Here is a 13,435-nt window from a genome sequence, read left to right on the forward strand (position 1 = left end):
ACCGGCCCCGCGGCGTCGCGGAGGTCCCGCGCGCGGGGGCCTGCGTGCCGCGCATGCGGCAGCAGCTCCGCCGCCGACTCCCCGCCAGAGGGCCGGCTGATGCGGCCGGCCGCCGGGCTCGCTTGGCCGATACAAGATCACTCATGCTTCCCCACAAGCGAGTTACTGTGTTCGTGGCCGATCGGGGGAGGGGGCCTGAATGCGGTTGGGCGTGTTGGGTCCGCTGGAGGTCGAGACGGGGGCCGGGGAGCGCGCCGTCGTCGCCGCGCCGAAGCAGCGGACCGTGCTGGCCTGTCTCGCGCTGCGCGCCAATCACGCGGTGTCGACCGACGCGTTGATGGAGTCCGTCTGGCCCGACCGGCAACCGGCGAACGCGAAGCCGGCGATCCTGAACTACGTGGCCCGGCTGCGCCGGAACCTGCTGGACGTCGCCGAGCGGGTGCAGACGACCGCCGGCGGGTACCGGCTGGAGGTCCGTGAGGACCGCGAGCTCGACCACATGCACGCCGCAGCGCTCGCGACCACCGCCCGGAACGCCGTCTGCGGCGGGGACTGGAGCGGCGGAGAGCGGCAAGCCGACGCGGCGCTCGCGCTGTGGCGGGGCGAGCCCTTGGAGGACGTGCCCTGTGACCGGCTGCGGTCCGACTGGGCGCCGACCTTCGACGCGCTGCGGATGCGGCTGGAGGAGACCCGTCTCGACGCCCTGCTCGCCGCGGGCCACTTCGACCGGGCGCTGCCCCGGCTGATGCACCTGACCGCGGCGCACCCCCTGCTCGAGCCGCTGCACGAGCGCGCCGTGGTCGCGCTCTACGGGACCGGCCGTCGCGCGGAGGCTTTGGGCTGCTACGGCCGGGCCCGCTCGGCCCTGCGGGACGGCATCGGCGCGGACCCTGCACCCTGCCTGCAGGACCTGCACGCGCTGGTCCTGCGCGACGCTCCGGTGCAGGAGCTGGTGGCGGTGTGGCGGAGGGCCCGCGCGCTGGCGCATTCGGGCGGGGCGCACCCAGGCGGGCCGCACGCGGGTGGGCGCTCGCCCGCCGACGTCGGCGCCGGCGCCGGGGCGGCGTCCGGGGCTGAGGCGGTGTCCGGGACCGGAGCGGTGGCCAGGCCTAGGGCGGAGACCGGATCGCAGTCAGCGGGGCACCCTGCCTCGGCCGGGTTTCCGCTCTCGCAACTTCCCTGCCCGCCACGGTCCGTCGTCGGAAGGGAACGGGAACTTCGGGAGCTCACCCGACTGTTGGCCGAGCCGCCGAGCGCGGCCGAGTCGCAGGACAGCGGCACCCCGACGGAGGCAGGCGGCGGCGTCCGGGTGGCCGCCGTCGTCGGGCCCGCCGGCGTGGGCAAGACGACGCTCGCCCTGGCCTGGGCACACCGTGTCGCCCACCGCTTTCCCGGCGGGCAGATGTACTTGGACCTGAACGGCTTCGCCGCCGAGGGCAGACCCGTCGCCACGGACGCCGCCGTCGGCGCGCTGCTCGACTTCCTGGGTGTTCCGGCGGCTCGCCTGCCCGCTACGCCCGAGGGGCGCGCGGCCCTGTACCGGGGGCTGGTCGCGGACAAGCGGCTGCTGCTGGTCTTCGACAACGTGCGGGACGCCGCCCAGGTGCGGCCGCTGCTGCCGTCCGGCGACGAGTGCCGCGCCCTGGTGACCAGCCGCCGCTCGCTCGGCAGCCTGGTGGTGCTCGACGGGGCCGAGACGCTGCCGTTGGGGCCGCTGAGCGCTTCGGACTCGCGCGAACTGCTGGTCCGCAGACTCGGAGCGCAGCGCGTCTCCGGTCAGGAGGCGGCCGTCGCGGTGGTCGCGGAGCGGTGCGCGCACCTGCCGCTGGCCCTGTCCGTCGCCGCGGCCCGCGCCACGTCGGCGGACAGGGCCATGCCGCTCTCCGCCCTGGCCCGGCAGTTGGAGCGCGGCGCACTCGACGCCCTCAGCGCCGGGGACGACGCGAGCAGTGTGCGCACCGTGCTGTCCTGGTCGTACGAGGGGCTGACGACTGCGGCCGCGCGTCTCTTCCGGTTCCTCGGCCTGCATCCGGGTGCGGAGTTCACCGTGCCGGGCGCGGCGGCCCTGACCGACCTGCCGCCGACCCGCGTGGCTGCCCTGGTCGAGGAGCTGGCGGCGCTGAGCCTGCTGACCGAAACCGTCCCGGGCCGGTACACCCTGGACAGCCTGCTGCGGCAGTACGCCGCAGAGTTGATCGCCGACGAGACCGCCGATGCCCAGCGGACCGATGCTGCCCATCAGGCCGATGCCCATCGCACCGGCGGTGGGCTGATCGATGACGGGCTGACCGGTGGTGGGTCGACCGTCGACGGACCGGCCCACGCGGTGACCGGCGCGGCGGAGCAGCACGCGGCGCGGCACCGCCTCTACGACTACCACCTGCGCTCCGCGCTGGCCGCCGACCGCCGTTGCGCGCCCGTGCTCTCGGCCGTTCAGGCCGACGGGGTGCCGCTGCCGACGGGGCTCGCGTCACGGGACTTCGACGGCCGCGACGCGGCCCTGGCCTGGCTGGCCGACGAGCAGCGGGTGCTCGCGACCCTGATCGCCCAGGCGTCCTCCTGCGGCCTGGACTCCTACGCGTGGCGGTTGGCCCTCGCCCAGTCCGCGGGGCTGGCCCTGCGTGGCGACCACACCGAGGAACTGCGGCTGGCCCGCCTGGCGTTGGGCCCGGCCAAGCGTCTTCGGGACGCGACCGGACAGGGCTGCTGCTACCTGGTGATCGGACGCGCGCTGGCGCAGCTCGGCGAGGTGCAGACCGCCCGCTTCCAACTACGGCGCGCTCTGGGCCTGTTCCGGGCCACCGAGGCCGTGGAGCTGCTCGGTGAGGCCCATCGGGCGCTGGGCGACTGCGCCCACCGTCAGGGCCGACATCGGGAGTTCGCGGCCCACGCCCGCTCCTGCCTGGCGGCGGCCCGGCAGTCGGGCGACCCGGTCCGCGTCTGCCACGCGCTCGACCGCCTCGGCTGGGCGCTCCTCCACTGCGGTGAGCCCCGGGAGGCCCACGTCCACAGCCTGGAAGCCGTCGGCCTGGCGCGCGAGCTGGGCCTGGCCCGGTCGGTGCGCGAGCGGCTCGACGCGGGCCGCCGCCTGGCCCACGCCGAACTGCTGGCCGCCGAGGGCGAGCCGGAGCACGCGCGGGCGATCTGGCGAGAGGTCGGCCTGACCGCCCGGTCCGACAGCCCTGAGCAGGCCGCGTACGCCGAGCGTCGGCTCGCCGCGCACCGCCCGCACGCCGACCCGGCCGCGGGCGTGGCCCGGGTCGCGGCGTCGGGTCCGGGCTTGGTGGCAGGTGCGGGCGCAGCGGCAGGCGCGGGTGCGGCGACGCCCAGGGCGCCCGAGGTGACACCCTGAGATGACCCCGGGGTGCCCCAGGGGGCCCCAGGGCGTTGGCCGGACGATAGGTCCGCGATATCGCCCCTCCCTAGCGTCGGGCGCACCGACGAGGAGGACGTTCGTGAACCATCTCAAGAGCCTGCGCGCCTTCATCGACGCCCTGGACGCGATCGGCGAGATCCAGCCGATCGACAAGGAAGTGGACTGGCGGCTCGAAATCGGCGCCGTGGCGCGTCGCACCTACGAACTGCGGGCCCCGGCACCGCTGTTCAACACCATCACGGGCATCGAGAAGGGCTTCCGGGTGCTGTCCGCGCCCGGCGGCCTGTCCGCGCAGCCCGGCCTGACCTACAGCCGCATCGCGCTCGCCCTCGGCCTGCCCGCCGACGCCAGGGGCGCCGACATCGTCACCGCGCTGGCCGACGCCCGACGGCGCGAGCCGATCCCGCCGGAGGTGGTGGAGCGGTCCGCGGCGCCCTGCAAGCAGAACGTCATGACGGGCGACGAGATCGACCTGCTGAAGTTCCCCACCCCGCTGATCCACGACGGCGACGGCGGCCGCTACATCCAGTCCTTCGGGATGAACATCGCCCGCACGCCCGACGGGTCGTGGACCAACTGGTCGATCAACCGCATGATGCTCGTCGACCGCAACCGCCTCGCCTGCCTGATCCCGCCGCCGCAGCACCTGGGGATGATCCGGGCCCAGTGGACCGAGCGCGGCGAGGACATGCCGATCGCGGTCGCCCTCGGCGTCGAGCCCGGCCTGCCCTACGTCGGCGGCATGCCGCTGCCGGAGGGGGACGACGAGTCCCACTTCCTGGGCGCCTACTTCGGCGAGGGTGTGGAGCTCGTGCGGGCCGAGACCGTGGACCTGCTCGTCCCGGCGACCGCCGAGATCGTCATCGAGGGCTACGTCTCCCGCACCGACCTGGTCGAGGAGGGTCCGATGGGGGAGTACCCGGGGTACCTGGACCGCGGCAGCCACTCGCCCAAGCCCGTCCTGCACGTCACCGCCGTCACCTACCGCGACGACGCCATCCTGCCCGTGGCCGTCGCCGGCGCGCCCGTCGAGGAGGACCACACCGGCTGGGGCCTGCCGCACGCCGCCGAGATGACGCACGTGCTCCGCGAGGCCGGCCTGCCGGTCTCGGCCTGCTGGGGCGTACTGGAGTCGGCGGCGCACTGGTGGGTGGTGGCGCTCAAGCCGTCCTGGCACGAGGAGTCGGGCCTGGACTCCAAGGCGATGACACAGCGCGTCGGCGAGGTCGTCTTCGGGGCGGGCAAGCTCGCCTTCGGCGTGCCCAAGCTGGTGCTCGTCGAGCACGACTTCGACATCGCCGATCCCGGACAGATCATCTGGGCCTTCGCCAGCCGCTCGCACCCCGAGCACGGCGAGGCGCACTTCCCGGGCCAGCCGCAGAACATCATCCCGGTCTACCTCGACGAGCACGAGCGGCTGAGCTACCACGCCACCAAGGTCGTCTACAACTGCCTGCTGGCCGACCGCTTCCCGGTCGACGAGCGGCCGGTGGCCTCGGACTTCGCCCACAACTGGTCCTCCGAGCTGCAGCAGCACGTGCTGGACAACTGGGAGGCCTACGGCTTCACGAGCGTCAAGGAGTGAGGCGGCCTCGCCCTGTTCCCGTGCCCTGATCCGAAGACGAGCCAATCCGAAGACGAGCCAATCGAAGGAAGAGAGCCACTGATGATTGACGTGAGTGAAAAGGGCAGCGCCCTGATCGTCGGCGTCGGCCCCGGACTCGGCGTCGCGGTGGCCCGCGCGTTCGCCGAGGCGGGTCACCCGGTCGCGCTGATCGGCCGCACCGGCGGCACGCTGAAGGAACTGGCGGGGCAACTCCAGGCCGAGGGTCATGTCGCTCGCGACTACCAGGCCGACGCCGCCGACGCCGAGCAGCTCGGGTCCGTGCTGGACCTGGCCGTCGCCGAGCTGGGCGCTCCCGAGGCGCTCGTCTACAACGCCGCCTACGGACGCCCCGACACCCCCACCGCCGTGAGCCCGGAGGGCTGGGCGGACAGCCTGGCGGTCAACGTCATCGGCGCGACCGTCGCCGCAGGGCACGTGATCCCCGCCTTCCGCGGCGGCCGTGGCACGGTCCTGTTCACCGGCGGCGGCTTCGCGCTCGCGCCGTCCCCCGACTACACCACCCTGTCGGTGGGCAAGGCCGCCCTGCGCGCCTACGCGCACGCCCTGCACGAGGAGCAGCGCGAAGCGGGCGTCCACGTCACGACCGTCACCATCCGCGGCTTCATCAGCCCGGGTGACGAGCGCTTCGACTCGGCGGCGATCGCCAAGGTCTACCTGGAGCTGCACCGAAGGCCCCGCGACCAGTGGCAGGCGGAGTACGTCTACCCCTGATACCGCTGACACCGCCGCGGTGGGGGCGATCGTCGCCCGGAAACGGTGGCCGGAGCACTGAACTGCTCCGGCCACCGCGACGTTCCCCCTCCTCCCTCGGCCTCCCTCGGCCGGATCGCCGGCCGCTAGCTCTGCACCGTCCCGCCGTTGACCCGGATGGTCTGCGCGGTGATCCAGCGGGCGGCGTCGCCCGCCAGGAACGTCACCACGGCGGCGATCTCCTCGGGCCGTCCCAGCCTCCCGAAGGCACTCAGGGCCTCCAGACCGGCGAGGAACTCCGCGCTCTTGCCGTTGCGGTAGGACTCGGTCTCGGTCGCGCCGGGGCTGACCGTGTTCACCGTGATGCCTCGTCGCCCGAAGTCCTTCGACAGGATGTGCGTGAACTGCTCCACCGCGCCCTTGGTCGCGTCGTAGACCGCGTAGCCGGGGAGCATCAGCGCGGTGGTCGAGCTGGAGATCGTGATCACCCGCCCGCCGTCCCGCATCCGTTCCAAGGCCAGCTGCAGCCCGTGGAAGACGCCCTTGACGTTGACCGCGAAGCTGCGGTCGAACTCCTCCTCGGTGACCTCCGCGAACGGCTTGGTCACCGCCACCGCGGCGTTGTTGACCAGGATGTCCCAGCCGCCGAACGACCCCGTCAGCCGGTCCACCATCGCCGCGTACTCGGCACGGACCGTGACGTCGGCCGCGACCGCCACCGCCGTTCCGCCCGCCTTCTCGATGCCGCGCACCACCGCGTCGGCAGGCTCGGGCGTGTGCGGGTGGTTGACGACGACGCGGGCGCCCGCGGCGGCCAGATCGCGCGCGACGGCCGCTCCGATACCGGTCGCGGCCCCCGTCACCAGCGCGGTCCGGCCGGTGAGGCTCCGCTGCTCGACGCTGCTCACGTCTCGAACCAGTAGTCCAGCCACACCTCGGCGCCCTCGCCGAGGTTCGCCCGGAAGCCGCCGGTGCCACGCAGCCCCGTCAGCCCGCCGGTGCCGGAGCCCGGCACCACGAACCACTCGCCGTTGACGACAGCGCTCTCGACCGTGCCCTGGTCCTGCAGCAGGAACGTGCCGGTGCGGCCCGCCAGCGAACCGCTGACCCGCTCGATCCCGACGAAGCTCGCCGACCCGTCCGGCGCGGAGGACTGCAGGAACTCCACGACGCCGTCCGCCGTGATGTCGCCCGAGAAGCTCTCCTCGACATGAATGCGGGTCAGCACCGGCCCGTCGGTCGGCTTGTCGTAGACGGTCGGTTCGTACGTGGCCACCGTGATCACGGCGTTGGCCCGTGTGGTGGTGGGGTTGCGCATATCTCGTCCGATCCTTCGCTCTCGATGGTCCGCAAGGGTCATTCACCCCAGCGCGGTAGATCCGGCACGTCGATCCCGAGCAGATCCAAGGCCCGTCCGGCCGTGTGCTGGACGATCTCGTCGACGCTCGTCGGACGCAGGTAGAACGCCGGCACCGGGGGCATGACGATCCCGCCGGACTCGGTGACGGCTGCCATCGCCCGGATGTGGCCGAGCGTCAGCGGTGTCTCCCGCACCATCAGGACCAACCGACGGCGCTCCTTCAGCGTCACGTCCGCCGCCCGGGTGAGCAGGTTGTCCCCGTTCGACTGGGCGATCGCCGACAGCGTCCGGATCGAGCACGGCGCGACGATCATCCCCGCCGTCCGGAACGACCCCGAGGCGATCGCCGCGCCCACGTCCGCCGGCCGATGCACGACGTCCGCCATGGCGGCCAGATCCCCGGCCGACAGGTCGGTCTCGTATGCGCGGGTCTGCTGTCCGGCGGGCGTGACGACCAGGTGGGTCTCCACTCCGACCTTCCGCGCCAGCTCCAGCACCCGCAGCCCGTACACGATCCCGGTCGCGCCGCTGATGCCGACGACCAGTCGCCGTTTGTCCACCGCCAGTCCCTCCGTCGACCGTTGCCTCCCTTGCACCTTGCGGCGGGCTGGACGCTAGGAGGCGATGCCAACGCGGCTCTATCGCCGCACTATCGCGGCGGCCGGTCGGCGGCGGCGCTCGTTGATCGCGCCGCTGAGGCGGCCGGGGCAGGGTCATGACCTCGGACTTGACCTTGGGTGTCCGCGACGGGTCGTACCCTGGCGGGTATGGCGAAGAGTGGCGTGTCCGTGACCGCTGGTGCTGCCGGCGGGCCGGGGTTCAAGAAGGCGGCGTTCCCGAAGACGCAGACGGCGAGGGTGCGGCAGGCGCGGAGGATCAACCGCGTGCTGGCGGAGGTCTACCCGTACGCGCATCCCGAGCTCGACTTCGAGAACCCGTTCCAGCTGCTGGTGGCGACGGTGCTGTCCGCACAGACGACGGACCTCCGCGTGAACCAGACGACACCGGCCCTGTTCGCGAAGTACCCCACCCCGGCGACGATGGCGGCCGCGAATCCGGAGGAGCTGGAGGAGCTGATCCGGCCCACCGGGTTCTTCCGGAACAAGGCCAAGTCGCTGCTGGGCCTGTCCGCCGCGTTGCGTGACGACTTCGGCGGTGAGGTGCCCGGCCGGCTGGAGGACCTGGTCACCCTGCCGGGAGTCGGCCGAAAGACGGCCAACGTCGTGCTCGGCAACGCCTTCGGCGTGCCCGGCATCACCGTCGACACCCACTTCGGCCGACTGGCCAAGCGCTTCGGCTGGACCGAGTCGGACGACCCGGTGAAGGTCGAACAGGAGGTGGGTGCGCTGGTCGAGAAGCGCGAGTGGACCATGCTCTCCCACCGCGTCGTCTTCCACGGCCGTCGCATCTGCCATGCCCGACGTCCCGCCTGCGGGGCCTGCCCGATCGCCCAGCTCTGCCCCTCCTACGGTGAGGGGGAGACCGATCCGGTGAAGGCGGAGAAGCTGCTCAAGTACGAGAAGGGCGGCCAGCCCGGCCAGCGCCTCAAGCCCCCTGCGGACTACCCGGGTGAGGCGGCTGCCCGCGCCGCGGCGCACGGCGGCCCGACCCCGGACAGCGCTGACGACGCAGACGCCCACGCCCACGCCGACGCCGACGCCGACGGCGCGGGGGCGGGGGCGGGCGAGTGAGCGCGTCCGCAGCGGTGGGGGTGCGGCGGGAGGGGATCCCGGACTGGCTGGTGCCCGTGCGCGAGGTCGCCGAGTCCGTGGAGCCGCGACAGCTCAGCCGGTTCCTTCCGCCTTCCCAGGGCGGGCGGCGCTCAGCGGTGCTGGTGCTCTTCGGCGAGGCGCCGGGCGGCCAGGGGCCCGACCTGCTGCTGATCGAACGCGCCCGACGGCTGCGCTCCCACGCCGGACAGCCCTCCTTTCCCGGCGGCGCCCTCGACCCTGAGGACGGCGACCCGGAGGGCGAGGGCCGGATCCGCGCCGCGCTGCGCGAGGCCCGGGAGGAGACCGGCCTCGACCCGGACGGAGTGCAGGTCTTCGGTGTGCTGCCGGACCTCTACATCCCGGTCAGTGACTTCGTGGTGACGCCGGTGCTCGGCTGGTGGCACACGCCGACCCCGGTCGCGCCCGTGGACGAGGGCGAGGTGGCCGAGGTCTTCCGCGCCCCGGTCGCCCGCCTCGCGGACCCGGCGAACCGAGCCCGGGTGCGGCACCCCAGCGGCTTCCGCGGCCCTGCCTTCCAGATCGACGGCCACGTGATCTGGGGCTTCACGGCAGGCGTGATCGACCGGCTGCTCCACCACGCCGGCTGGGAGCGGCCCTGGGACAACGGCCGCGAGGTCGAGCTCGGCGACCCGTCCGTCTTCGCCTCCCCCGAGGAGCAGCAGCGCGCCCGTGAGCTGATGGGCGACGGCCTGCTGCCGCCCGGCACCCTCGGGGCGGACTGAGCCTCGGCCCCGGACTGCCCCGGCTCACCCCGGCCCCGCACCGGTCGGGGCTGGAACCGCCTCGACCCCGGCCCGCCCGGCCCGCACCTTTTCGTGGCCCGGACCGTTCCCGTCCTCGGGCCCTGACCCACCCTGACCGACCCCGGCCGGTCCCGACCGACCTCTGCCGATCCCTGCCGACCGTTGGGCCTGGCCTGGCCTGGGCCGGGCCTGGGTCGGGCCGTGATCCGGCCGCAGCGGGCGCGTTGCGCCCGGCCTCGTTCCCCGTCCCCCGGCCCCGCTCCCCTTGCTCTCGCCTCAGCCTATGTCCCGTGACCGGCGTGTCACGAGTTGTCCACAGGCCAGGGGACTGACTGCGCCCATTCGGGTGGCCGTGGCAAGGTAGCCGGGTGAACGTCCTCGATGTCCTGCTGATCCTTGCCGCCGTCGGATTCGCCGTGAGCGGCTACCGGCAGGGTTTCGTGGTGGGTGCGCTCTCCGTCATCGGCTTCCTCGGCGGCGGCGTGATCGCCGTCCAACTGCTGCCGCTGCTGCTGCGCCACCTCTCCCCGGGGATGGTCACCTCGGTGGTCGCCGTCGTGGTGGTCATCGTCTTCGCCGCCTTCGGGCAGGCCTTCACCACGCACTGGGCCTGGAAGCTGCGCGGCCGGATCGGCCGCAGCAAGGCGCGGGTTCCCGACGCGATCGGCGGCGCGCTGGTCAACGTCCTGGCCATGCTGCTGGTGGCCTGGCTGATCGGCTCCGCTCTCGCCGGCACCTCGCTGCCCACGGTCGCGCACCAGGTGCGCAGCTCCAAGGTGCTCGGCGGGGTCCAGGACATGCTGCCTGCCGGGGCGCCCGGATGGTTCTCGGACTTCACCTCGACGCTGGCCCGCAACGGCTTCCCCCAGGTCTTCAACCCGTTCCAGAACGAGCCGATCACCAATGTGCCCGCTCCTGACCCGGCCCTGGTGAACGACCCCGCGGTGAGAGCCGCCCGGCAGAGCATCGTCAAGGTCATCGGAACGGCCCCCTCCTGCAGCAAGGTCATCGAGGGCACCGGCTTCGTCTACGCCACCGACCGCGTCATGACCAACGCCCACGTCGTCGGCGGCGTCACCGACCCGACGGTCCACCTGGGCAGCCGCACGTACCAGGCTCACGTCGTCCTCTACGACTGGCAGCGTGACGTCGCGGTCCTGGACGTCCCTGGTCTGCGCGCCCCCTCGCTGACCTTCGCCGGCACGGCTGTCACGGGTGCGGACGCGATCGTCGCCGGGTTCCCCGAGAACGGCCCCTTCAACGTGCAGGCTGCGCGCATCCGTGGGCGCATCGAGGCCAACGGGCCGGACATCTACCACCGCGGCAACGTCAGCCGGGATGTCTACTCGATCCGCTCCACCGTTCGGCAGGGCAACTCCGGCGGCCCGCTGCTGACCTCGGACGGCGAGGTCTACGGCGTCGTCTTCGCCAAGTCGCTCGACGACGCGCAGACGGGCTACGCGCTCACCATCGACGAGGTCCGCGGCGACGCCCAGCGCGGGGTGAGTCTCACAGCGCCCGTGACCACGGAAGCCTGCGCGCTGTAACCGAGTGGGCGCGACTGGTCAGGCCGTTCGGACTCTCCGAACCCTTCGGACCCACTTCCGGCCGCTCCGGCCTCTCCGGACCCAGATCCGCCCCCTCCGGACCCACATCCGACTCCCGGTCGGACCCTCCGGACCCGCCTGATCGGGATCGTGATCGAATCGGCTGCTCGGGGCTGCTCGGGGTGGTCCGGCTTCCTGGTACGGTCGGGCGCGAGCGTGAGATCGCGTCAGCAACCAGGAGGACGACCAGTCATGATGGGCCACTCGCACGCGGTGAGCGGGGCGCTGCTCTTCGCGGCCACCTCGCCCTTTCTGCCGCCGCTGGTGATGCACTCTCACCTCAAGCCGCAGGAGATCCTGATGGGAACGATCCTGTGCGCGGGCGCGGCCCTGCTGCCGGATCTGGACCACCACGACGGCACCATCGCCAACTTCCTCGGCCCGATCAGCAAGTTGCTCTGCCGTTTCGTCGCCTGGATCTCGGGCGGCCATCGGCACGCGACGCACTCGCTCTTCTTCGTGGCGCTGATGACCGTCGGCACGTGGGCCGGCGTCACCTACCTCGGCCGGAACTTCACCCTCGGCATGACCTTCTTCCTGTTGGCCATGGCGGTACGGGCGTTGAACCTCTGCCCGCCCGGGCACGCGTTCAACGCCTGGGGCACGATCATCGCGGAGGCCGGCATCGGCACCGCTGTGATCGCCAAGTTCATCCCCTCCGCTCCGGGTTGGCTCCCCTACGCGGTCGGGCTCGGCTGCGTGGCGCACCTGCTCGGCGACTCCATCACGAAGATGGGCGCGCCGTGGCTGTGGCCGATCAAGACCCGCTACGAGATCGAGATCATCAAGAGCAGCGGCAACAAGCTGGAGACGGAGATACTCGTTCCGCTGATGGGCGTGGGCACCATCGCGCTGCTCTGGTTCACCGCGCTCTCGCCGAAGAAGCTCTAACCGGGCAAGGCAGGACGCACGCTGACGATCCGACGGGTCGGCCCCGAGCTACCGGGGCCGGCCCGTTCAGCGTTGGCGCAGGCGCAAGGTGACCCAGCGGGCGCGGCGGCCGATCAGGCGTGGGAAGCCGACGTGGACCGCTGGTTCCAGCAACGCGGTCACCGCCTTCGGGGTGTTGGGTGAGCCCGAGGGCAGGCTCGACGAGGGCGAGCGGCGGCGGCTTCGGGACGCGGAGGCGCGTTCGTGCATCCAGCTCATACTCCGAAGTTGCCCGCACCGGCGCGTGGGTAATCCCGAGCATAAGTTCCAATTGGCTTATGCCACTGGCGTATTCACTCGACTACGCATTGCACCGAAGCCGCAGGGGTAGCCGCGTCGCTCACGACTGGCGAGCCTTCAGCCACTCCAGGAGCAGATCGGAGAAGGCGTCCGGCTCCTCCTCGTGCGGGTAGTGGCCGACGCCGTCCAGAGGCCGCCAGTCGTAGGGCGCGTCGACGTACGCGCCCGAGGCGAGCGCCGTCTCCGGGAGCAGGACCGGGTCCTCCTCGCCGTGGACGTGGAGCGTCGGAACCCGCAGCTTGCGGTCCATGCGCCGGGAGAACTGGAAGCCGTCGGGACGGCCCATGGACCGCATCAGCCACCGGTAGGGCTCGATCGAGCAGTGCCGGGTGTTCGACAGCAGCATCGCCTGCCGGTACGTCAGCAGTTCCTTCTCGCTCGGCTGACGTCCGGGGCCGGTCCAGTCCCGCAGGTACTCCGCCACCAGGGCGGCGTCCTCGGCGGCCAGCTGCCGTTCCGGCACCCAGGGGCGCTGGAAGCCCAGCAGATGCTCCGCGGCCACGATCTGCCGCCGGTCGCGCAGCAGTGAGCGTCGGAGGCTGCGCGGGTGCGCACTGGAGACCACGACGAGCCGGCGAACCAGGGCGGGACGCATCGCGGCCGCGGTCCAGGCCAGGAAACCGCCCCAGTCGTGCCCGACGAGCGTCGCGTCGGCGACGCCGAGGGACCGGATCACGCCGGTCAGGTCGAGCGCCATGTTCGACGGGTCGTAGCCCCGTGGGGTCCGGTCGCTGCCGCCGACACCGCGCAGGTCCACGGCCACGGCACGGTAGCCGGCCCCGGCCAGGGCGGTCAGCTGGTGTCGCCAGGTCCACCAGAACTGGGGCCAGCCGTGCACCAGCAGGACCAGCGGCCCCTCGCCGAGCTCGGCGATGTGGAAGCGCGCCCCGTTCGCGGCGAGGTCACGGTGGGTCCACGGACCGTCGATGCGGGGATCGAAGGCTTCAGCGCTGGAGACGGCGGGGTCGAAGGCCATGGGAAGAGCGTGTCACACCCTGGGCCCGGCGCGACGCCTCCGCGCCTTGTGCCCCGTGTCCGCGTCGGTGCGGGCTGGACGTCGCGCGCGGAC

The 13,435-nt window shown here is 72.6% G+C and carries 12 protein-coding genes; 7 read left to right on the forward strand and 5 right to left on the reverse strand.

The genetic code is table 11. The features are described 5' to 3' along the window. The first annotated feature begins 199 nt into the window (after positions 1-199). The 3 genes from TR50_RS14855 to TR50_RS14865 all read left to right on the forward strand — a co-directional run bounded on the left by TR50_RS14855 (position 200) and on the right by TR50_RS14865 (position 5,714). Positions 200-3,352 (forward strand): AfsR/SARP family transcriptional regulator, encoded by a 3,153-nt coding sequence (locus TR50_RS14855; RefSeq protein WP_042420603.1) that lies wholly within the window; start codon positions 200-202, stop codon positions 3,350-3,352. Positions 3,353-3,455: 103 nt separating this feature from the next. Next, entirely contained in the window at positions 3,456-4,961 is a 1,506-nt protein-coding gene (locus TR50_RS14860; RefSeq protein WP_042420604.1) for a UbiD family decarboxylase, read from the forward strand. An 81-nt stretch (positions 4,962-5,042) separates the two neighbouring features. Next, positions 5,043-5,714, forward strand: a complete 672-nt coding sequence (locus tag TR50_RS14865; protein WP_042420606.1) for an SDR family NAD(P)-dependent oxidoreductase — start codon at positions 5,043-5,045, stop codon at positions 5,712-5,714. Positions 5,715-5,839: 125 nt separating this feature from the next. Here the strand turns inward: TR50_RS14865 and TR50_RS14870 are convergent, their stop codons facing one another. Genes TR50_RS14870 through TR50_RS14880 form a run of 3 tightly spaced genes read right to left on the reverse strand, consistent with a single transcriptional unit; the run spans position 5,840 to position 7,613 of the window. Then, positions 5,840-6,601, reverse strand: coding sequence for an SDR family oxidoreductase (locus TR50_RS14870; RefSeq protein WP_042420610.1), 762 nt, complete (start codon positions 6,599-6,601; stop codon positions 5,840-5,842). After that, positions 6,598-7,011 carry a DUF3224 domain-containing protein gene (locus TR50_RS14875; protein WP_042420612.1) on the reverse strand — a complete coding sequence of 138 codons (414 nt, stop codon included), beginning with the start codon at positions 7,009-7,011 and terminating at the stop codon, positions 6,598-6,600. Before TR50_RS14875 ends, TR50_RS14870 begins: the two co-directional genes overlap by 4 nt. 38 nt (positions 7,012-7,049) lie before the next feature. Continuing rightward, positions 7,050-7,613 (reverse strand): UbiX family flavin prenyltransferase, encoded by a 564-nt coding sequence (locus tag TR50_RS14880; protein ID WP_152648404.1) that lies wholly within the window; start codon positions 7,611-7,613, stop codon positions 7,050-7,052. 207 nt (positions 7,614-7,820) lie between these two features. Between TR50_RS14880 and nth the strand changes: the two genes are divergently transcribed. The 4 genes from nth (at position 7,821) to TR50_RS14900 (ending at position 12,027) form a co-directional block, all read left to right on the forward strand. Continuing rightward, complete coding sequence (gene nth / locus TR50_RS14885) at positions 7,821-8,744, forward strand: endonuclease III (protein WP_084700290.1); 924 nt, start codon at positions 7,821-7,823, stop codon at positions 8,742-8,744. Beyond that, positions 8,741-9,508 carry an NUDIX hydrolase gene (locus TR50_RS14890; RefSeq protein ID WP_236654419.1) on the forward strand — a complete coding sequence of 256 codons (768 nt, stop codon included), beginning with the start codon at positions 8,741-8,743 and terminating at the stop codon, positions 9,506-9,508. Before nth ends, TR50_RS14890 begins: the two co-directional genes overlap by 4 nt. 389 nt (positions 9,509-9,897) lie before the next feature. Continuing rightward, complete coding sequence (locus tag TR50_RS14895) at positions 9,898-11,076, forward strand: MarP family serine protease (RefSeq protein WP_042420615.1); 1,179 nt, start codon at positions 9,898-9,900, stop codon at positions 11,074-11,076. A 252-nt stretch (positions 11,077-11,328) separates the two neighbouring features. Continuing rightward, positions 11,329-12,027, forward strand: a complete 699-nt coding sequence (locus TR50_RS14900; RefSeq protein WP_042420618.1) for a metal-dependent hydrolase — start codon at positions 11,329-11,331, stop codon at positions 12,025-12,027. A gap of 66 nt (positions 12,028-12,093) precedes the next feature. On the opposite strand, the gene TR50_RS14905 is transcribed toward TR50_RS14900, so the two are convergent. Beyond that, complete coding sequence (locus tag TR50_RS14905; RefSeq protein ID WP_042420619.1) at positions 12,094-12,285, reverse strand: hypothetical protein; 192 nt, start codon at positions 12,283-12,285, stop codon at positions 12,094-12,096. A gap of 121 nt (positions 12,286-12,406) precedes the next feature. Then, positions 12,407-13,342, reverse strand: coding sequence for an alpha/beta fold hydrolase (locus tag TR50_RS14910; RefSeq protein ID WP_042420622.1), 936 nt, complete (start codon positions 13,340-13,342; stop codon positions 12,407-12,409). Positions 13,343-13,435: the final 93 nt, after the last annotated feature.

The organism is Streptacidiphilus anmyonensis (assembly GCF_000787855.1).
GTDB classification, from domain to species: domain Bacteria; phylum Actinomycetota; class Actinomycetes; order Streptomycetales; family Streptomycetaceae; genus Streptacidiphilus; species Streptacidiphilus anmyonensis.

Coding starts and splice junctions, on each gene's coding strand:
- TR50_RS14855 (WP_042420603.1), top strand. CDS start 200: ATGCGGTTGGGCGTGTTGGGTCCGCTGGAGGTCGAGACGGGGGCCGGG.
- TR50_RS14865 (WP_042420606.1), top strand. CDS start 5,043: ATGATTGACGTGAGTGAAAAGGGCAGCGCCCTGATCGTCGGCGTCGGC.
- TR50_RS14875 (WP_042420612.1), bottom strand. CDS start 7,011: ATGCGCAACCCCACCACCACACGGGCCAACGCCGTGATCACGGTGGCC.
- nth (WP_084700290.1), top strand. CDS start 7,821: ATGGCGAAGAGTGGCGTGTCCGTGACCGCTGGTGCTGCCGGCGGGCCG.
- TR50_RS14900 (WP_042420618.1), top strand. CDS start 11,329: ATGATGGGCCACTCGCACGCGGTGAGCGGGGCGCTGCTCTTCGCGGCC.
- TR50_RS14905 (WP_042420619.1), bottom strand. CDS start 12,285: ATGAGCTGGATGCACGAACGCGCCTCCGCGTCCCGAAGCCGCCGCCGC.
- TR50_RS14910 (WP_042420622.1), bottom strand. CDS start 13,342: ATGGCCTTCGACCCCGCCGTCTCCAGCGCTGAAGCCTTCGATCCCCGC.